The 17,040-nt window shown below is 64.1% G+C and carries 17 protein-coding genes; 5 read left to right on the forward strand and 12 right to left on the reverse strand.

Features of this window, described 5'->3' with window-relative positions; all coding sequences use genetic code 11:
• Nucleotides 1–47 precede the first annotated feature (47 nt).
• Complete coding sequence (locus tag CFB24_RS14205) at nt 48–344, reverse strand: hypothetical protein (protein WP_141098450.1); 297 nt, start codon at nt 342–344, stop codon at nt 48–50.
• Between the two features lie 266 nt (nt 345–610).
• On the opposite strand from CFB24_RS14205, the gene CFB24_RS14210 reads away from it, so the two are divergent.
• Nucleotides 611–1,093, forward strand: a complete 483-nt coding sequence (locus CFB24_RS14210; RefSeq protein WP_088521298.1) for a hypothetical protein — start codon at nt 611–613, stop codon at nt 1,091–1,093.
• A gap of 16 nt (nt 1,094–1,109) precedes the next feature.
• On the opposite strand, the gene CFB24_RS14215 is transcribed toward CFB24_RS14210, so the two are convergent.
• The 4 genes from CFB24_RS14215 to CFB24_RS23105 form a co-directional block, all read right to left on the reverse strand.
• Nucleotides 1,110–1,961: an RNA methyltransferase gene (locus tag CFB24_RS14215; RefSeq protein ID WP_088521299.1), complete on the reverse strand. Its 852-nt coding sequence runs from the start codon at nt 1,959–1,961 to the stop codon at nt 1,110–1,112.
• Between the two features lie 513 nt (nt 1,962–2,474).
• Nucleotides 2,475–3,344 (reverse strand): ADP-ribosyl-[dinitrogen reductase] hydrolase, encoded by an 870-nt coding sequence (gene draG, locus CFB24_RS14220; RefSeq protein WP_088521300.1) that lies wholly within the window; start codon nt 3,342–3,344, stop codon nt 2,475–2,477.
• Entirely contained in the window at nt 3,341–4,123 is a 783-nt protein-coding gene (locus tag CFB24_RS14225; RefSeq protein ID WP_088521301.1) for an NAD(+)--dinitrogen-reductase ADP-D-ribosyltransferase, read from the reverse strand. Before CFB24_RS14225 ends, draG begins: the two co-directional genes overlap by 4 nt.
• A gap of 69 nt (nt 4,124–4,192) precedes the next feature.
• Nucleotides 4,193–4,651 (reverse strand): response regulator, encoded by a 459-nt coding sequence (locus tag CFB24_RS23105; RefSeq protein WP_158255265.1) that lies wholly within the window; start codon nt 4,649–4,651, stop codon nt 4,193–4,195.
• A 596-nt stretch (nt 4,652–5,247) separates the two neighbouring features.
• Here CFB24_RS23105 and CFB24_RS14235 point away from each other — a divergent pair.
• A complete protein-coding gene (locus tag CFB24_RS14235) occupies nt 5,248–6,459 on the forward strand; it encodes an NADP-dependent isocitrate dehydrogenase (RefSeq protein WP_088521389.1) in 1,212 nt (403 codons plus the stop codon).
• 77 nt (nt 6,460–6,536) lie between these two features.
• Here CFB24_RS14235 and CFB24_RS14240 read toward each other — a convergent pair whose 3' ends face one another.
• A complete protein-coding gene (locus CFB24_RS14240; protein ID WP_088521303.1) occupies nt 6,537–6,992 on the reverse strand; it encodes a hypothetical protein in 456 nt (151 codons plus the stop codon).
• A 509-nt stretch (nt 6,993–7,501) separates the two neighbouring features.
• On the opposite strand from CFB24_RS14240, the gene CFB24_RS14245 reads away from it, so the two are divergent.
• On the forward strand, nt 7,502–8,107 hold the full coding sequence (locus tag CFB24_RS14245; protein ID WP_158255264.1) for a DUF2147 domain-containing protein: 606 nt from the start codon (nt 7,502–7,504) through the stop codon (nt 8,105–8,107).
• A gap of 2 nt (nt 8,108–8,109) precedes the next feature.
• On the opposite strand, the gene CFB24_RS14250 is transcribed toward CFB24_RS14245, so the two are convergent.
• Nucleotides 8,110–8,724: a response regulator transcription factor gene (locus CFB24_RS14250; RefSeq protein WP_338064185.1), complete on the reverse strand. Its 615-nt coding sequence runs from the start codon at nt 8,722–8,724 to the stop codon at nt 8,110–8,112.
• Between the two features lie 242 nt (nt 8,725–8,966).
• Here CFB24_RS14250 and CFB24_RS14255 point away from each other — a divergent pair, with 242 nt between their 5' ends.
• Complete coding sequence (locus CFB24_RS14255; protein WP_141098452.1) at nt 8,967–10,850, forward strand: PAS domain S-box protein; 1,884 nt, start codon at nt 8,967–8,969, stop codon at nt 10,848–10,850.
• Nucleotides 10,851–10,892: 42 nt separating this feature from the next.
• Here CFB24_RS14255 and CFB24_RS14260 read toward each other — a convergent pair whose 3' ends face one another.
• From CFB24_RS14260 to CFB24_RS14270, 3 genes are all read right to left on the reverse strand, one after another.
• Nucleotides 10,893–11,786, reverse strand: coding sequence for a LysR family transcriptional regulator (locus tag CFB24_RS14260; protein ID WP_158255263.1), 894 nt, complete (start codon nt 11,784–11,786; stop codon nt 10,893–10,895).
• A gap of 1 nt (nt 11,787) precedes the next feature.
• Entirely contained in the window at nt 11,788–13,581 is a 1,794-nt protein-coding gene (locus CFB24_RS14265; protein ID WP_158255262.1) for an AsmA family protein, read from the reverse strand.
• 431 nt (nt 13,582–14,012) lie between these two features.
• The gene (locus tag CFB24_RS14270; RefSeq protein ID WP_088521309.1) at nt 14,013–14,390 is read right to left on the reverse strand and encodes a DUF423 domain-containing protein; all 378 of its coding nucleotides are present in this window, start codon (nt 14,388–14,390) and stop codon (nt 14,013–14,015) included.
• A gap of 211 nt (nt 14,391–14,601) precedes the next feature.
• Between CFB24_RS14270 and CFB24_RS14275 the strand changes: the two genes are divergently transcribed.
• Nucleotides 14,602–15,357 carry a GDSL-type esterase/lipase family protein gene (locus CFB24_RS14275; RefSeq protein ID WP_158255261.1) on the forward strand — a complete coding sequence of 252 codons (756 nt, stop codon included), beginning with the start codon at nt 14,602–14,604 and terminating at the stop codon, nt 15,355–15,357.
• Between the two features lie 33 nt (nt 15,358–15,390).
• On the opposite strand, the gene CFB24_RS14280 is transcribed toward CFB24_RS14275, so the two are convergent.
• Nucleotides 15,391–16,167 carry a class I SAM-dependent methyltransferase gene (locus CFB24_RS14280; RefSeq protein WP_088521311.1) on the reverse strand — a complete coding sequence of 259 codons (777 nt, stop codon included), beginning with the start codon at nt 16,165–16,167 and terminating at the stop codon, nt 15,391–15,393.
• 121 nt (nt 16,168–16,288) lie between these two features.
• Entirely contained in the window at nt 16,289–17,032 is a 744-nt protein-coding gene (locus CFB24_RS14285; RefSeq protein ID WP_088521312.1) for an arginyltransferase, read from the reverse strand.
• Nucleotides 17,033–17,040 lie beyond the last annotated feature (8 nt).

Raw genomic sequence — 17,040 nt, forward strand, 5'->3', positions numbered from 1 at the left:
GACAATCCGGGCTGCGCCAGAGCCGGTCGGAAAAACCGCTGGCCTGTTTAGCAGCGTTCTCCGCGGGTTTCCAAGGCGGAGGCGGCGCAAGCGTCGAACCGCAAGGCCATGCCGGCGCCGGGCTGGTCGAGGATCGAGAGCCGCAGGCGGGGCAGGTCGCCGCCGCGCCGCAATTCGGCCGTCCATCCCTGCGCGCCGCATTCGTCATCGTCGAGGACAAGCACGTCGGGGGGCAGGGGCGCCGACCTGAAAATCGGCGCGAACAGGGCGAGCAGCTTGCTCTCGCGCGCGCGCCTGGGAAGATTGACGCCCGTCCAAGATGCGCTGAAAGACCTGCTGATCATCATATGCCCTCCATATGCTGCAAAGTGGTGTAAAAATTGCAGCGAACATGGTTAATATCTGGTTTCGATCTTTAGCATCGGTGGGCGGTGTGTAAAGATTACAGCTGCGAAATAAACCGGCCGGCTGAGAGATTTTTCGGTTGACGTTTGGTCGGCGCAGAGGCGCTTCCGCAATGGAAGGTCCGGGTTCGCAAGTCGAGGACGCCGGCCCCGGGCGGGAGCCTTGGGGAATGGCCGGAAAAGCAGGCGTTTAGGGGAGAAGGACCATGCGCGCAACCTTTGAGCAGAACGCCGAATTCATCGCGCTGGCGGCGCGCGAGGCGCGGGACGAGGCGCAGCGCCTGCTGGCGCGGCTGGAAGTTCTGATCGCGGGGCTGGCCGCCAAGGATTCCGCCGCGGGGCTCGAATTGCGGCGGGCGGCGGTGGAGTTTCTGGTCGCCGCCGGCGATCAGCAGCCGGCGTTGCGCGGCGAGGGGCGGCTGTCGGTGGTGCCGGCGCGGCCGGGCGACCGCGCCGCCGAAAGGCTGGGCGAACTCGAATCGACCATTCTCGAAATCGTCGAGGGCGAGGAGGGCGGCATGCATGTCGACGCCGTTTTCGAACTGCTCGGCGAAATGGGCGTGGAAATGACCAAGGGAAATTTGTCTGTAAAATTACACCGGATGATCAAGGCGGGCCGGCTGGTCTCCACCGCGCGCGGATACTACGGCCTGTCGTCGATGGAGCGGGCGCGCCGCATGGCGAGCTGAGTTTTTCAGCCCCGTCTCACGCCTTGGGCTCGACCTCGGTGGTTTCGGCCGCGGGTTTGGGCTTGGCGCGCTTGCGGGTCTGGATTTCCTTGCGCGGGCCTTCCACCAGCCGCACCACCGCGCCCCAGAGCGTGCGGACGTCCTGTTGCGTCAGGTTCATGCGGTGAAACATGTTGCGCAGGTTGCGCTGCATCACCGGGCGTTTTGAATCCGGCTTGAAGAATTCCGAGCGTTCCAGGTGGCCTTCGAGAAATTCGAAGAAGGACAGGGTCATTTCGCGCTGGGCGGGGGGAGAGCGTTCCTCCTGCGCGAAGGGCAGGGCGCCGCCCTCGCGGGCCTTGAAATATTCGTAGCCGCACAGCAGCACCGCTTGCGCCAGATTGAGCGAGCCATAGGCGGGATTGACCGGGAAAGTGAGGATGGCGCTGGCCAGCGCGATATCGTCATTGTCGAGGCCGGTGCGCTCGGGACCGAACAAAATGCCCTGCTTTTCGCCCGATTGGGTGGCGCGGGCGCATTCGGGCATGGCGGCGGCCGGGGTTTCGACGCGTTTGAACTGGCCGCGCTCGCGCGCCGTGGTGGCCCAGACGAAGTTGAGGTCGGCGATGGCGGCTGCGGTGCTGTCGTAGACCGTGGCGTTTTCCAGCAGGTGGACGGCGCCGGCGGCGGCGGCGTAGGCGCTTTCGCGCCGGGCGTCGGTTCGCGGCCAGCCTTCGCGCGGGCTGACGAGGCGGAGGTTCGACAGGCCGAAATTGGCCATGGCGCGGGCGCACATGCCGATATTCACGGCGAGCTGGGGGCGGACGAGGATGATGGACGGCCCGCCCTCAAACAAGGGTTTCGTGCGATCCGTGCCGGCTCCGACCAATTTTTTGTCCCCCGATTTTCCCGCGCGGTTTTAGGCGCGGGGGGCGGGGATGGCAAGGCGGGCGGGGCAGGGTCCAAACAGCGGCAAGCGTTGGTTTTGTTTTGGTCGGTCTGCGCCAGGGCGTGGAGCCCGTATCTGACAAAAATTCTATTTCCGGTTGAAGGCGTTTTTGCAAAAGTGATCGAATCTGCGCGATTTTCTGCGTTTTTGTGCGAAGAAGCGATCAAAATGCGTCGGTTTTTGTATGCACACCTGTCCGGTTGTGGCGGGGCGTTGGCGGTGGGATTTGGGGCCACATTGTGGAAAAGCATTTTGCATCAATGCGTTGGAGCGCCAGGGTTTCACGTGGAACGTAACGGGAACGAAATTTCGTATTTGTCAAGTATGGGATTGCGTTTTCACTTTTCGCCGTTTTCGCCGCGCAAACGGCTTGCCCGAGGCTTTGAAGCTCATGACAGTCCCTCATCCGATCGTCCGTCGTCAGACGGGCGCCGTCGGCGGTTGGCTTTCGCTTCAGACGCCCAGCGCCAGCAGTTGCGGCGTAATCGCGTAAATTTCCTCGCGCACGTCGCGCTGCAGGCCCTTGACCCAGCGTTTCGGCAGGGCTTGCATGCCGTAGAACGCCCCCGCCAGCGCGCCGACCAGCGCGCCGGTGGTGTCGGCGTCGCCGCCGCGATTCACCACCCGGATCAGGCAGTCCTCAAAAGACTCCGTCTCGAAAAAGCCCCACAAAACCGTGCGCATCGTATCGACCACATAGGCCGAGGACTGGCCGGTGTAATTGGCGAAGCGAAAGGCGGGGTCCAACGCGACCCATTGCTCCGCCAGCGTTTTGAGCGGGGCCTTGTCCGAGGTCGCAAGCGCATGCCGCAGCAGGCGGACGAACCAGACGCAGGCGGCGTCCGAGCGCGGGTGGTGGTGGGTGATGCGGCCCTGCGTCACCGCCCAGCCTTCGCCCTTTTCCGGCTGGTTGACGGTCGCCAGCGCCACCGGGGCCACCCGCATCACCGCGCCATTGCCGCCGTCGCCTTCGGAGAGCGGGCCTTCCACGCTGCCGTGAGTCATGTAGCGGCGGATGCCGCGCCGACAGGTGTTGCCGACGTCGAGCGGGCCGGAGCGCAGCCAGCCGGCGAAGCCGTTGGCGATGTCGTGGACGTCGAACCCCTGGATTTTCACCAGCGAGCGGGCGAGGACCAGCGACATTTGCGTGTCGTCGGTGATGGCGCCGGGTTTGAGCTTGAGCCAGCCGCCGCCGACAATGTTCTTGTGGACGCCATGGGTTGCGGCGATCTCGCGTTCCGTCATGAACTCGACGGTGGCTCCGAGCGCGTCGCCGATGGCGAAGCCGAGAAAGCAAGCGAGCGCGCGATTTTCGAGAGTCATGATTGCGGCGTCACCCAAAAATCGCCGCCGATGAGCAGGACCTCGCCTTCGCCACGCAGCGGTCGGATCGAAAGCAGGTTGTTGACGAACAGGATCTTGCTCACGGGCGCCCTGATTTTCACGATGATGTCGCCGAAACATCCGGCGACGTCGGGGTCGGTGGACGTCGATACGCAATTGTTGAGCCACATCAGGCAGCACGCCTTGCGATTGAGATGCGTCGCCTCGCACAGGTTGAGGCCGCGGTAGACCGTGATGTGGGTGCGGTCCTGGTAGATGAAGCGCCGGAGAATGTACTGGATGAATTCGTAGAGCAGGTCGAGTTGGGAATAGATGGAGTTGGAATGGAAGCGGCTGTCCATCTTCTCCTTGAGATAGGGGCCCCAGGCGGTGGGGTCGTCGCGGTCGAGCGGGTGCTTGTGGTAGCTTGGGCGCAGGCCGAACCGGCTCTCGACCCAGCCCTTCATCACCGCGCCTTCGGGGCCGTTGGAGTCGAAGCCCCAGCCTTGCAGGAGTTTGAGAAAGCAGGAGCGGAACGGGGTGCGCGCGCTCGTCGGGGCCTGCTCGACGTCGATGGCGAACAGCGCGTTCATGTAGAGCATGAAGGCGCGCTCGGCGTCTGCGAGGGTGGGCGAGTCGTCCAGCATCGCGAACAGGTCGCGGTTGAAGCTGCGGACGTTGGTGATTTCGATCCGCGCGCCAGCCGCGTTGAAGTCCGGGCTGGAAAGGAAGTCCGCGGTGAATTCGATCAGGTTGGTCGGATGCGCGCGCGGCGTCATGGTCAGGCTCCCGCTCCTCGCTTTCCTATCGGCGGGAGCGGCCGCCTGTCCAGAGGCATTCGCGAAGACTCACGCATGCCGCGCCACAGGGGCGGGCGGCTCGCCGTAGGAAAGAATCACGCGGGCGATCGCCAGCAACTCCTCGTTGGTGTTGGGCTTGGAAAAAGCCGCATCGGCGCCTTCGGACATGGCGCTGTCGAGCACGTAATTCTCGGTCGCCGTGGTCAGCACCACGGTCGGAACGTTGGTCAGGCGCAGGTCGCTGCGCAGCACGTTGAGGAACCGCTCGCCATTGACGACGGGCATGTTGAGATCGACCACGATAATGTCGGGCAGACGGTTGAGCAGGTCGTTGAAGGCGACCTCGCCGAGCGCATCCATACCGTTCTCCGAATGCGCGATCTCCAGGTCCACCTGGCGCTCGCGGGCGGCGGTCGTCAGCGCGCGCTTGAGCAGATAAGCGTCGTCGCGGTCGTCTTCCACGATCAAAACATGGCGGGAGCGGCGGTTTTCGGCGATTGTCAACATGGGTAATTCATGACCTTCGAGCGAGAGCGGGTCCTTTAACCCTGTGAAGGTGGGCTTAAAATGTCCACTTTGTGGAGACAAACGGATACGCGCATCGTTACGGACCTGCTGAACGGGACCGGCCGGAAGGAGTTGCGAAATCTTCGCTCTGACTTTCGAAGCCGCCCGGCGACCGTGCTCATGATCAGCATGGCCGGGCGGGCCGGCATGGTCAATTCTCAATGCGAACAAATGGTCGACTGTAGGGCGCGGCATAATGTCCGGGCTGTCGTTCCAGGCTTTGCCACGGGGACGCCGCGCACGCCCCGGCGCGGGCGTGCGACGTTGGAAGGGTTCAGGCGCGCGGCGCGAGGAATGACATTTGGCTTTTTCTGTCATTCTCTCCTAAAGCCGAGCTAGCGAGCGCTTGCCGCCGATGCTATAGGCCGCGGCGGGCGACATTCTGTCGCACGATCTTCATGGCGGCTTTCGCTTCCGGCCCCGGCTCGGAGCAAGGGCGCCCGCCGGCCCTGCGCCGGCGCCGCGCCCGCCGGCGCGGATTCGGCCGGCGCTCGGCTCAACGCCGGGATTTCAAAGCTGAGGGGGAAGACCAGCTCATGTCGAAAATCAAGGTCGCCAATCCTGTCGTCGAAATGGACGGCGATGAAATGACCCGGATCATCTGGCAGTTCATCAAGCAGAAGCTGATCCACCCTTATCTCGACATCGACCTGAAATATTACGATCTTTCCGTCGAGCACCGCGACGCCACCAACGACCAGGTGACGATCGATTCCGCCGAGGCCACGAAGAAATATGGCGTCGCCGTCAAATGCGCCACCATCACGCCCGACGAGGCCCGCGTGAAGGAGTTCAACCTCAAGGAAATGTGGAAGTCGCCCAATGGCACCATCCGCAACATCCTCGGCGGCGTGATCTTCCGCGAGCCGATCATCTGCAAGAACGTGCCGCGCCTGGTGCCCGGTTGGTCGCAGCCCTTCGTCATCGGCCGTCACGCCTTCGGCGACCAGTATCGCGCCACCGATTTCAAAGTGCCCGGCAAGGGCCGGCTCACGATCAAGTTCGAGGGCGAGGACGGCACGGTCATCGAGAAGGAAGTGTTCAAGTTCCCCGGCGCCGGTGTCGCCATGTCGATGTACAACCTCGACGAATCGATCCGCGATTTCGCCCGCGCCTCGTTCAACTATGGCATCGCCCGCAAGTATCCGGTCTATCTCTCCACCAAGAACACGATCCTGAAAGCCTATGACGGCCGCTTCAAGGACCTGTTCCAGGAGATTTTCGACGCCGAATTCGCCGGCAAGTTCAAGGCGCTCGGCCTGCACTACGAGCATCGCCTGATTGACGATATGGTGGCGTCCTGCCTTAAATGGTCGGGCGGGTATGTCTGGGCGTGCAAGAACTACGACGGCGACGTGCAGTCCGACACGGCGGCGCAAGGGTTCGGCTCGCTTGGCCTGATGACATCGGTGCTGATGACGCCCGATGGCCAGACGGTTGAGGCGGAAGCGGCGCATGGCACCGTGACCCGTCATTATCGCGAGCACCAGAAGGGCAAGGAGACCTCGACCAATTCGATGGCGTCGATCTTCGCTTGGACCCGCGGCCTCGCCCATCGCGCCAAGCTCGATAACAACGAGGCGCTGGCCAATTTCTCCGCGACGCTCGAAAAGGTCTGCGTCGATACGGTCGAAGCCGGCTTCATGACCAAGGATCTCGCCCTGCTGGTCGGTCCTGATCAGAAATGGCTGACCACGACCGGCTTCCTCGACAAGATCGATGAGAATTTAAAGACGGCTATGGCGTAAACGCCAAGTTTTTGGCGGGCCGTTTGGCCCGCCTTTTTTCTTTCAGGCACATTTTGTAATTTTAGCTTACAGGCCGATCACGACATGCGCCGGAATGGCGTGACTGGCGCGTGGGGCAGGGCATAGTGGCCTTGCGACGGACGCATGATCTTGCCGGCGCGCAGCATGCGATGCAAACGGACGGTCAGCGCCTCCCGGCTCATGGCGGCGCCGGATTCGATCACGCCGTTGAAAATGTTCTCGACCGAGGCGCCCTCCGGGAAAATCCCGATAATGTCGAGGATGAAATTCTCCGTATTTCCACTGTCCAGGGGGCGCTCGATCTCTGCGCGCGACGAAGTTTCGCCGCGCGTTGCGCCAGACCGCAAGTCTTCCACCAGCGCGGCGAATTCATCGACCGCCTCTTGATGCACGCCGGCGTCGAGCGTCAGAATGGTCTGGAATTGCAGCGCCAGTCGGCGAGCTTCGCCAAGCAGCATTTTCGCGAGTTGCCGCGCCGCCGCCTCTCGTTCCTCGTCCTGGTTGTAAGCCATGCCGCGCCTCCGCGTAAGCCAACCATACGCAAGGCCTGAATGTGAATCAATGGGTGAGCTGTGCAGTGCAATTGTGCTGCAAAACCGTTGACAATTAACCAAAGCATGAAAGAATAAATTACAAACATGTTTGTTTTCATTTCGTTCTGGGGAGGTTCCATTGGGAGCGTTGTCCTTGCTGATAAGCCTTGCAGGAGGCGTGGCGGGCGCGGCATGGCTGCTCGCCTGGGCCTCATCGCGATTTCACTGGCCGCGATTTCCCTGGCGTCTCGAGGCGCACAGCGCACGCGCGGTGGATGGCAGCCCGGTGTCGCAATGGGAGTTTCGTCTCGCGGGGCGGGAAGGCGCGCCGGGTTGGCGTGTCTATTTCAGCATTGTGCTCGCCCGCGGGCAGGATCGACCGTGTCAGGCGATTCCGTCTGGTCAACCTCCGGCGCGCGGTCTATAAGAGCCTGCGCCAAGGGAGACGGGGGCGTCCGGCGCGTCCGTCAGTCACTGGAACTTTGCGTATGAAAAGATTTCCGACAAAGCGCGCCTTTCTGGCGCTCGCCGCCTTCGCGCTCGCAAACGCGGCGTCTCTGGCGCAGATCGCTTCCGCGCGGGCCGAGAAAGCCGCTCCCGCGCCGTCCGAAAAAACCGCAGCACCCGCTGGCAAGGGCGCGCCGTCGACCGAGGAGCAGACGGTCAAGGGCTTCTGGCAGTCCTACGACGATTCAGGCAAGCCGAACGCTTGGTTTTATTTTACGGAAAAGGATGGCCTGTACGAAGGCCGGTTGGTGAAGTCCTTCCCCAAGCCGGGCGAAGAGGGCAAGGTCAAGACCTGCGACAAATGCGAGGGTGAACTCAAGGGATTGCCCATTCTGGGCCTGCCGATCGTCACCGGCATGAAGCGCGCTGGTCTGGCCTATGAGGATGGCGAGGTGCTCGATCCGCGCGACGGTCAAGTCTATGACGCGCGCATGGATTTGAGTGCGGACGGCAAAAAGCTGATGCTGCGCGGCTACGTCGGCGTCTCCATGCTTGGCCAGACCAAGACCTGGACGCGCCTGCCCAACGACGCCATGCCTCTGAACGCGCTGCCGACAGGGCCGGACGCGCCCAAGCGCAAGGAGTAGGATTAACCGACTTCGGTTTCCTCGGTCAGCAGCGAGAGACGGATGAGTTCCGACAGGCTTTCGGACTGAGTCTTGGTCATCAGATTGGCGCGATGGGTCTCGACCGTGCGCACGCTGATGCCGAGTTCGAAGGCGATGGTCTTGTTCAACTTGCCTTTCACTAACCCATGAAGAACGTCGCGCTCGCGCGCGGTCAGGCCCGCCAGTCGCCGCCGCGCCGCGCCAACCTGGGCGTCAAGGCCGCCGGGATCGGCATTGCGCGCGAGAGCGGCCCGGATTGATCCCACCATCAACTCGTCGTCGAACGGCTTCTCGATAAAATCTATGGCGCCCAGCTTCATGGCTTTCACGGCCAGCGGCACGTCGGCGAAGGCCGTCATGACCACGGCGGGCAACAGGATGCGGCGGGTCTTCATCTCCGCCAGTAACTCGATGCCGGACATGTCGGCCATTCGGATGTCGGTGACCACACAACCATTTGGTTCAGCCTTGCACTCAAGAAATTCGCGCGCGCTGGCGTGCAGACGCGGCGCAAGTCCGGCTGACCTCAACAGCAGATCGAGCGATTCGCGGACGGCGCAATCGTCTTCGATGATGTGGACAATCTGCTCCTTCATCATAGGTGCCCTCCGGGCCGCTCCGGGGCTCCCGGCGGATCGACCTCCGTTCGTCGTCATGTCACGACGCCCCAAGCAGGGCCATAACCGGCGTCTATCATGGATCGTTCCGATCCGCGACGTCGAGACGCAAGCATTCAGTAGTTTCCGGCCCTTTCGCCAAGCTGGATGAAGGCGTAAAATCAACGTTGCGCGGTGTGCATGTTGTTTTGGCGGCGGTGCTGTCGCGCCGGGAGGAAGACGTGTCCGCAGCAAATGTCGGCGAGGACGCCACCGCAGCGCGAAGAAGCGCAGCGACGCCCTCCTTCGTGGTGGCGTGGCTGTGTCGGATCGCCGTCTGGCCGCGCCCCTTGCGCATCGGCGCCATAGCGGCGCTGGCGCTCGCAGGGCTTGCGGCGAGTTTAACCCTCGCACCCGACCTCGGCGACAGACTCACGCATAGCCTGTTCATGCCAGCCTTGATCGCGGCGGCGCTTTTGCTCGAAATTCCGAGCGGCGTCGCGGTGTTTGCCGTCGCCCTGACGGCTGTTCACGCGCCTCTGTTCGGGCCGCCGCTGTCTCCGCTCGCCGGCTGGCCAGACGTTCTCCAACTCGGCGCGTTCGTCTTCAACGGCGTCGTGTTGTTGCTGCTCGCCCGCGCTTTGCAGGATCTGTCGCGCGCGAAAAGCGAAGTGGATGAACTTGATCGGATTAACGCCGAGCAATTGGGCCATTTCATCGAGCAAGCTCCGGCCTCGATGGCCATGTTCGATCGCGATATGCGCTATCTCGCCGCGAGCGCGCGCTGGCGCGATGATTTTGGCCTGAGCCGCGACATTATCGGCAAGTCGCATTACGAGGTGCTGCCCGAGATCGCCGGGGCGCGGAAATCCATCCATGCCCGCGCGTTAGCGGGGGAAATCGTGAAGTGCGACCGGGACCGTTTCGATCGCTTACAGGGTGGAACGATCTGGCTGCGGTCGGAGGCGCGGCCCTGGAGGCATCCGCTTGACGGCGTCGGCGGCGTACTGATCTATTGCGAGGACATCTCGGACCGGGTCGCTATCAGGCAGGCGTTGGAAGACAACGAACGCCGTTTGAACGCCATCCTTAATTCCGCCATGGAGGCCATTGTCACCATCGACGCTGAGGGCCGCGTGATTTCCGCTAATCCCGCCACATGCGAAGTCTTTGGCTACGCCGTGCCCGAATTGCTCGGCCAGAGCATCGATCTCCTGACTCCCGCGCCGCTTGCCGGGCATTTTCGCTATCTGGAGGCCTACCGGAGCAATCGGGACGGTCGGATCGTGGGACGCCGGCGCGAAGTCGAGGGGCGGCGCAAGGACGGGACGATTTTCCCCCTGGAGTTGACGGTCAGCGAGGCGAAGGACGACAGCGGCGCGATTTTCGTCGGTTTCATGCGCGATCTCAGCCCGATCCGCGAGGAGCGACGCCGTGTGGAAGCTTTGCGCGACGAACTGGCCCATGTCGTCCGGCTCAATGAAATGGGGGAAGTGGTGGCCGGGCTCGCTCACGAAGTCGGCCAGCCGATCGCCGCCATCCTGAATTTTTCCGCCGCCTGTCGCCGCGCTCCGGGAGCGGAAGCCGAGATGATCGGCCGAATCGAGGCTCAGGCGCGTCGCGCCGGCGAGATTCTCAAGCGCTTGCGCGGCTTCATTGAAAAGCGGCCCCCAACTCGCGAGACGGAAGATCTCGCGGCGCTGATCGAGGAAGCTCTGCAACTGTGGCCGTCGCGTTTGCGGGCGCCGGTCGTGTTCGCACCGGAGCGAAGTTTCGAAGCGGTGGTGGATCGTATTCAGATCGAGCAGGTCGTGGTCAATTTGCTGCAAAACGCGGAGGAAGCGCTGCGTATGACCAGCGCCCCGGAAATTCACATCTCACTCGCCCAGCTCGATCCGGGCCACATTAGCGTCAGCGTCGCCGACAATGGCGTGGGCGTCGAGCCGGACGCGCGGGAGAAGCTGTTCTCAGCCTTCTACAGCACGAAAATGTTCGGCATGGGCGTGGGTTTGTCGATTTGCCGGAGCATTGTCGAGGCCCATGGCGGCGAGATTCGCTTTCGCCCCAACCAGCCACGTGGCGCGATCTTCGAATTCACGCTTCCGACGTCAAATGTCCCAGGCTAGGACCGCAGTTCGCCGCGCCGCTCGCGTCTGAAACTATAGGCTTTATGCCTCCAGATCATCCAGGGACGGCGCGCTGGCGAAGAACTTGCGCGGCAGCGGCGGCAGCGGTTGCCGGTCGGCCACCACCAGGCCGATGGTGCGCTGCGCTTCCGGATCGACCAGCGGCAGGGCGATGACGCCGGCGAGGGGCCCGAAAAGTTCGAGAACCTGACGCGAGGAGACGCTGGCGACGCCCGGCAGCGCCGCGTGGGTGATGAGGTTGAAAATCGAATTGGTTTCGACCGCTGGACGCGGAGCCTTGCCGACCTTGTGGAACAGGCCGTCAATGATGCGGCGATTCTGCATGTCGCCGGTCAGCAGGCACAGTTTCTGCTCGGCGGCCTCGGCCCAGCTGATGGTTTCGCGCCCGCCCAGCGGCCCGTCGGCGCGCGTCAGCAGGCAGTAGGATTCACGATAAATCGGCTTGTACAACGCTCCGGGGGGCGGTTCGTCGTCAATATAGGTCAGGCCGGCGTCGATCTCGAACCCTTCCAGTCTTTGCCAAATCTGATCCGAAGTCAGCGAGAGGATTTCCAGAGTGACCGCGGGAAAGGCGGAGCAGAACGGCGCCGTCACGCGCACGGCCATCGGTAGGGCGGTCGGGATCACCCCCAGGCGCAGCTTGCCGCGCAATCCCTCGCGCGCCTCGGCCACTTCCGCGCGCAGCGCTTCGATCTCGATCAGGGCGCGGCGCGCGCGGGCCAGCACGATCTCGCCTTCGGGCGTCAGGCCCTGGAAACGCCCCGACCGCTCCACCAGGGGAACGCCAAGTTCATCTTCCAATTGCGCCAGCGCCGCCGACAGCGTGGGCTGCGACACATTGCAGGCCTCTGCCGCTCGCCGGAAATGTTTCTCCCGCGCCAGCGCCTCAAGATATTCGAACTGGCGGATGAACATGTCAGTTGGGCGGGGCGGGGCGGGGCGCGGGCAGCAGGGGCGCCGCTGCATCCGAGCGGCGAATCAGTCCTTCCGCGTCGAGCGTCACCGCCGGTTCGTCCCAGGCGCCAGCGATATTGAAGCCGAATTGCAGCGCCGTGCCTTCGGCGTCGGCGCGGCTGGCGTTGACATGAAGATCGACCGAGCGCTCGGCCACATTGAGGCGCCCCGAGTAAAACAGCGCGACCGCGCCGCCGCGAGCGGCGCCTTCCTCGACATCGGCCACGCCCTGTACGACGTTGAACTTGGCGGACAGGCCATCGAACGGCGTGCGTCCCGACCGCAGGTCGGCGCCGACGGACAGCGGCCGCCGTTCCATCCGCCGAAAAGCGAGGTCGAGGTCGAGACCGTAGATTTCGCCTGCGGCCACCGAAAAGTCGCCGCGCGCGTCGAGACGGGCCGCGAGATCGGCGAAGCAATTGCCGCTGGTTTCGAAACTTGCCGCAAGGCCGACGGCCCCGGTGAGGATCTGCCGCTTGGCTGCGTCCCACAGCAGCGGGGCGATGTCGAGTTTTTCAGCCGACAGCGACCCGCGAATGTCGAGGCCCGCTTCGCTTTCGGCGACGACGGCGCGCGCCCGCGCGACGCCGGAATAGGCGCGCGCCTGGGCGAGCGACAGGTCCAGGCGTCCATTCTTCAAAATGATGGAGAGCGCGGCGTCCTCGAATTGCAGATCGCCAAGCCGGGCGCGCTTGGCCGAAAGCCGCAGATCAAGGTCTGCGGCGTTGAGCCGCGCTGGCGGAAAGGTCTCGCGCGCCCACTGACCGTTGGCCTCGGCGGCGGGATAGTCCTCGAACATGGGCGTGAAATTGATCGAAGCGCTCGCCAGGGTCGCCGCTGCGGAGGGCCGCTGGCCGTCGAAGCGGATCGAGGCGGCGCCGTCGAGCGCGTTGCCATCAACGGAAATGGTCAGATTGGTCAGCCCGAGCTGTCCTGATTCGAGAATAGCGTCGGCCTTGAGCCGCGCGTCGCGATAGGGGCCGGGCAGCGGCATTGGCACGCCGACCCAACCCGCCGCCGTACGCAGCGAGGCGGCGGAGGCAGCGACCTGGCCTTCGAAGCGGGGGGCCTGGGCCAGCGTCAACGCGCCGTTGATCACAACCTGCAGGCCTTCGTCTTCGAATCTCAGCGTGATGGCGCTAGCGCCACCGCCGAGCAAACGATCCGGCTGCGCCGTCCAAAGGGCGAAGCGCGACGGCGCATGATCTTCGCCCATGGCCGGTAAGCGCGCCTGGCCGGTGAGCGACAGCGGCGCGCCGGCCCGACTCCATTCCAGCCGCGCCCCGATGTCGTCGGCCGCAATTTCGGGCCGTTCGACTCCCGCCCGCCGCACAAAGATCTTGCCGTGCGTGACTTCGAGATCGCCGAGACCGTCGATGGAACGCGCAGAAACGGTCGTTAGCGCCGCAGGCAGACGCGCCGCGTCCACGGTGAAGATGGCGTCGGCCAGCACCGCGCGGGCGAGATCGAGCGTTCCAGTCAGCAGACCGCCAAAGCCGAGATCGACTCGAAGCGAACTGGCGGACACCATGAGTTCCCCATCCGCGTCGCGCAATTGCGGCTCATAGATGCGAATATGCGGACGAGGCAGCACGGCGAAGACGGAACGGCCATGATGAGCGAGACTCAAACCGGCGCGCTGGCGGATTTGCTGCTCCAGCGCCGAAATCTGCGCGGTCTGCGACACGGTCCAGGGGGCCGCCGCAAGCCCGAGCAACCCGACGGCCGAGGCGGCGACCATCCATCTGAACGTCAAGGTGAGTCTCATCGCTGCAGGATAGACGCGCCCCTTGCCAAGGAAAACTGTTTTGTCGGCCCGCAACCGCTTTCAGGCGCGGATGCGGAAACCGGGGCTGGCGAAAGGTTCAGCGGCCGTTGCGGCGGCGCGCTCTTACTGGAACGCGCGCGGGCGCAGCGCGACGCGAGGCGGCAAGCAACAGAAGTGCGAGTGCGGTGGCTGCGGCAAGGATCATGGTGACCTCCTTATGCTTAGTTTGGCGCGTCCCACGACAAGTTCAAGTGGAGGTCCGGCAAAAAAAGACGCCGTATCCGCAAGCAGCGCAAAGATGGCGTGAATTCGTGATGTTGCGGCTAACGAAGGCTGAAGATGCGCGGCCTCAGACCGCAGGGCGTCAGGCGCTTTCCTCGGCGCGTGGGTGTGAACCGCCCCTGGGCGACGCGCTTGTCCTACTTGCTTCTCACGTCCGTCGCCGCCGCGAAAACAACCGTCATCCAGGCGAGGATGAGCGTGATTCCCCCGGTTGGCGCGGCCATCGGAAACAGATGCGCGCCACGAAGCGTGAACAGACCGACATCGAAAGAAAACAGGCTGGCGCCAAAAGCCATGGCCCAGGCGGCGCCGGCCGCGAGCCTGCCCGGGCGCGCCGTGAGCGCGAGGATCGCCGCCGCGTGGGCGAGCAGAACGAGCGCGACGCTGAACAGTTTCTGCGCGCCGCCGACATGGGCCGCCGCAGCGGCCGCAGCGACGCCGCAAGCGCCCATCAGGCCCGCCGCGGCGGTCAGGATCACGTGCGACCGGGCGAGGATCGCCTTAATTTTGCTCATGGCTGGGACTCTTAAACACGGGGCAAATTTTTGCCGGCACTATGCGGCGCGTGACGGCTGGAGCCAATATGAGCGAAGAAAAATTCCAAGTTTGCATCGTCCATGCTGCGGCGCCTCTCCCGGCCCGTGGTGCGGTTCGGGGCGATCCGCCGCCGTTCGCACGCCATCCCGCGCGCATCGGCGAGGGCTGCGCGGACCTTCCGGCTCGCGCATGACGTCCCGGCGCGCGGTTCCTGTCCGGGCGTTTCTGGCCGTCGCCGGCGCCGCGACGCTGATTGGCGTGGCCGATATCGGCCGCGAGGCCTGGATCGCGCGAAAAGTCGCTTATCTCGAAGGCTTCGATCCCGCCTGGAACAAGTGTGTCCGTGCGGAGCCGGCGAGCGAGGCGCAACAACCGCGTCTTTACCTCGTCGGCGATTCCCTCGCCAATGAATGGCCGACAGGGGGATTCGACCCGCGCTACGATCCGGTTCATTGCGGCATGAGCAGCGAAACCACGGCGCAACTCGTGCAAAGGTTCGATCGGTTCGACTTCTTGCGGCCTGGCGATGTGGTGGTCCTGATTTCCGGTGTTTACGATGGTGTCGGCGCCTCTTTCGCGCAGCCCGAGCGATTGCCGGACTTTGCGCAAAAAGCGGCGGAGCGTCTGCTGGCTCTGGCGCGGCTGGCGCGCGACAATGGCGGCAAAGTGATACTGTCCACCATTGTGCCGCCGTTCGACCCTGAACTGTTGCGGCGGCCATTCTGGCGCGAGAGCATTCGCGATTTCAGTGAAAAAGCCAATGCCGCGCTGCGGGCGGGCGTGTCCGGCGACCCCGGAATCGACCTTCTCGACGTCGCGCGCGCGCTCGGCGGCGACGACCGCCGCACCCCGGATATCTGGGCGCGCAACGGACTCAAGCCGAACGCCGCCGCCTTTGCTGCGCTCACGGCGGAAATCAATCGACGCCTGTCGGGAACGCGCTGACGCCGCTTTCAGGGAGCCGTCATGAACGACGCGCTATTTGCACGCGATAATGTAGGCGAAGCTCGAAACGGAACGCCAGTCGCGCCGCTCCGCCAGGCGGTTGAAGGCGGCGTCGAGTTCGCGGACCCCGGGAAATTTGGAAAAATAGCTGTAACCCCAGAAGGGCAAGATTACCCAATCGGAAAATCCTGCGGCGCGCAGCATCGGAGCCAGCTTGTCCTCGCGGCTGAAGCAATAGTTGTAATGCGCCGGGAATTTCGGGTCGTCGCCATCCGGCTTGCGCTCCGGGAAAACCGCCTCCAGCAGGGTGCGCGACAGCTTCTCCGGCATCAGCGCGTTGAGGACGTAGGGCGGCGCGTAAAGCGTCGGGAAAAACGCCAGCGCGACCCCGTTGGGCGCGAGCGCCGCGCCGATGTTGCGCCACATCGCCGCGACGTCGGGCACGTGCTCCATCACCATGCGGCAATAGGCGAGATCGTACTGTCCGCGCCCGAGGGCGTCCGGCCCATCCGGCGCCGCGATGTCGCACAGCATCTTGCCATAGCCGGACGGGGCCAGCGACAGTTCATGCGCCGAGATATCGTTAAGCGTGATGTCGAGTCCGAGTTCCGCCGCCTCTGACGGCTGGAACAGCGGGTCACGGCCGGCCCCGATTTCGAGATGCCGGGCCAGCCCGCGCGCGCGGGACAGAGCAAGGATGGTCGCCTTGTAATTGTCCCAGCACCACTGCCAATTCGCGGGATAGCCGAGGTCGGCGACGATCTGGCGGATATCGTCGGCGGTGGATGTGTGCTGAAGGGCTTCGGTCATCGCGGCTCCGCGGGAAAACGCCGCAGTTTACGCGAGACCGGTTTAACGGTGGGTTGCGGCGCCCTGACCAAGGGACGCGATCAGGCGCCAAAACAGTTGAGGACACATTGGCCCCGGCGGTTCACCCGACCCGGGTCCAGCCGCCGGGGCCGAGTCTTTCCTGCGGCAAGTATTGCGCCTTGTAATCCATTTTCCGCGACCCCTCGACCCAATAGCCGAGGTAGAGATGTGGCAGGCCAAGCGCTTTGGCCTTCTCAATATGGTCCAGGATCATGTAGGCGCCGAGCGACCGGCGGGGCAGGGACGGGTCGTAGAACGAATAGACCATGGACAGTCCGTCCTCCAGCACGTCGGTGAGGCAGCAGGCCGCCAGTGGACCGGGGCTCGGGCCAAGCCCGTTCTTGACGGGCGGCAGGCGGTAGAGCGCGATCCGGCTCTCGACATGGCTGTCCTCGATCATCATGCCATAGTCGAGCATGGCCATGTCGGCCATGCCGCCGTCGGCGTGGCGCGAGTCGAGATAGGAGCGGAACAGGCGGAATTGCTCGACATCGGCGCGCGCCGGCGCGAGGTCGCCGTAAATGTCGGCGTTGCGCGCCATCAGCTTTTTCTGAGTGCGGTTGGGCGAGAATTCCGCGCAGAGGATGCGCACGGACACGCAGGCCTTGCAATTCTCGCAGGCGGGCCGATAGGCGATGGTCTGCGAGCGGCGGAAGCCGGAATGGGTCAGCGCGTCGTTGAGCACGCCGGCGCGGCGGCCGACCAGATGGGTGAACACCTTGCGCTCCTCGCGCCCCGGCAGGTAGGGGCAGGGCGCCGGCGAGGTGAGATAGAACTGCGGAGGGTCGCGCGGTTCGCTGGTCAATGGCGCCC

The organism is Rhodoblastus acidophilus (genome assembly GCF_900187365.1).
GTDB classification, from domain to species: Bacteria; Pseudomonadota; Alphaproteobacteria; order Rhizobiales; family Beijerinckiaceae; genus Rhodoblastus; species Rhodoblastus acidophilus.

What these genes read in the sequence shown, in the direction of transcription:
- CFB24_RS14280 (WP_088521311.1), bottom strand. Translation starts at nt 16,167, where the DNA reads ATGACCGAAGCCCTTCAGCACACATCCACCGCCGACGATATCCGCCAG.
- draG (WP_088521300.1), bottom strand. Translation starts at nt 3,344, where the DNA reads ATGACTCTCGAAAATCGCGCGCTCGCTTGCTTTCTCGGCTTCGCCATC.
- CFB24_RS14245 (WP_158255264.1), top strand. Translation starts at nt 7,502, where the DNA reads ATGAAAAGATTTCCGACAAAGCGCGCCTTTCTGGCGCTCGCCGCCTTC.
- CFB24_RS23105 (WP_158255265.1), bottom strand. Translation starts at nt 4,651, where the DNA reads ATGTTGACAATCGCCGAAAACCGCCGCTCCCGCCATGTTTTGATCGTG.
- CFB24_RS14225 (WP_088521301.1), bottom strand. Translation starts at nt 4,123, where the DNA reads ATGACGCCGCGCGCGCATCCGACCAACCTGATCGAATTCACCGCGGAC.
- CFB24_RS14270 (WP_088521309.1), bottom strand. Translation starts at nt 14,390, where the DNA reads ATGAGCAAAATTAAGGCGATCCTCGCCCGGTCGCACGTGATCCTGACC.
- CFB24_RS14205 (WP_141098450.1), bottom strand. Translation starts at nt 344, where the DNA reads ATGATCAGCAGGTCTTTCAGCGCATCTTGGACGGGCGTCAATCTTCCC.
- CFB24_RS14275 (WP_158255261.1), top strand. Translation starts at nt 14,602, where the DNA reads ATGACGTCCCGGCGCGCGGTTCCTGTCCGGGCGTTTCTGGCCGTCGCC.
- CFB24_RS14260 (WP_158255263.1), bottom strand. Translation starts at nt 11,786, where the DNA reads ATGTTCATCCGCCAGTTCGAATATCTTGAGGCGCTGGCGCGGGAGAAA.
- CFB24_RS14250 (WP_338064185.1), bottom strand. Translation starts at nt 8,724, where the DNA reads ATGAAGGAGCAGATTGTCCACATCATCGAAGACGATTGCGCCGTCCGC.
- CFB24_RS14210 (WP_088521298.1), top strand. Translation starts at nt 611, where the DNA reads ATGCGCGCAACCTTTGAGCAGAACGCCGAATTCATCGCGCTGGCGGCG.
- CFB24_RS14235 (WP_088521389.1), top strand. Translation starts at nt 5,248, where the DNA reads ATGTCGAAAATCAAGGTCGCCAATCCTGTCGTCGAAATGGACGGCGAT.
- CFB24_RS14240 (WP_088521303.1), bottom strand. Translation starts at nt 6,992, where the DNA reads ATGGCTTACAACCAGGACGAGGAACGAGAGGCGGCGGCGCGGCAACTC.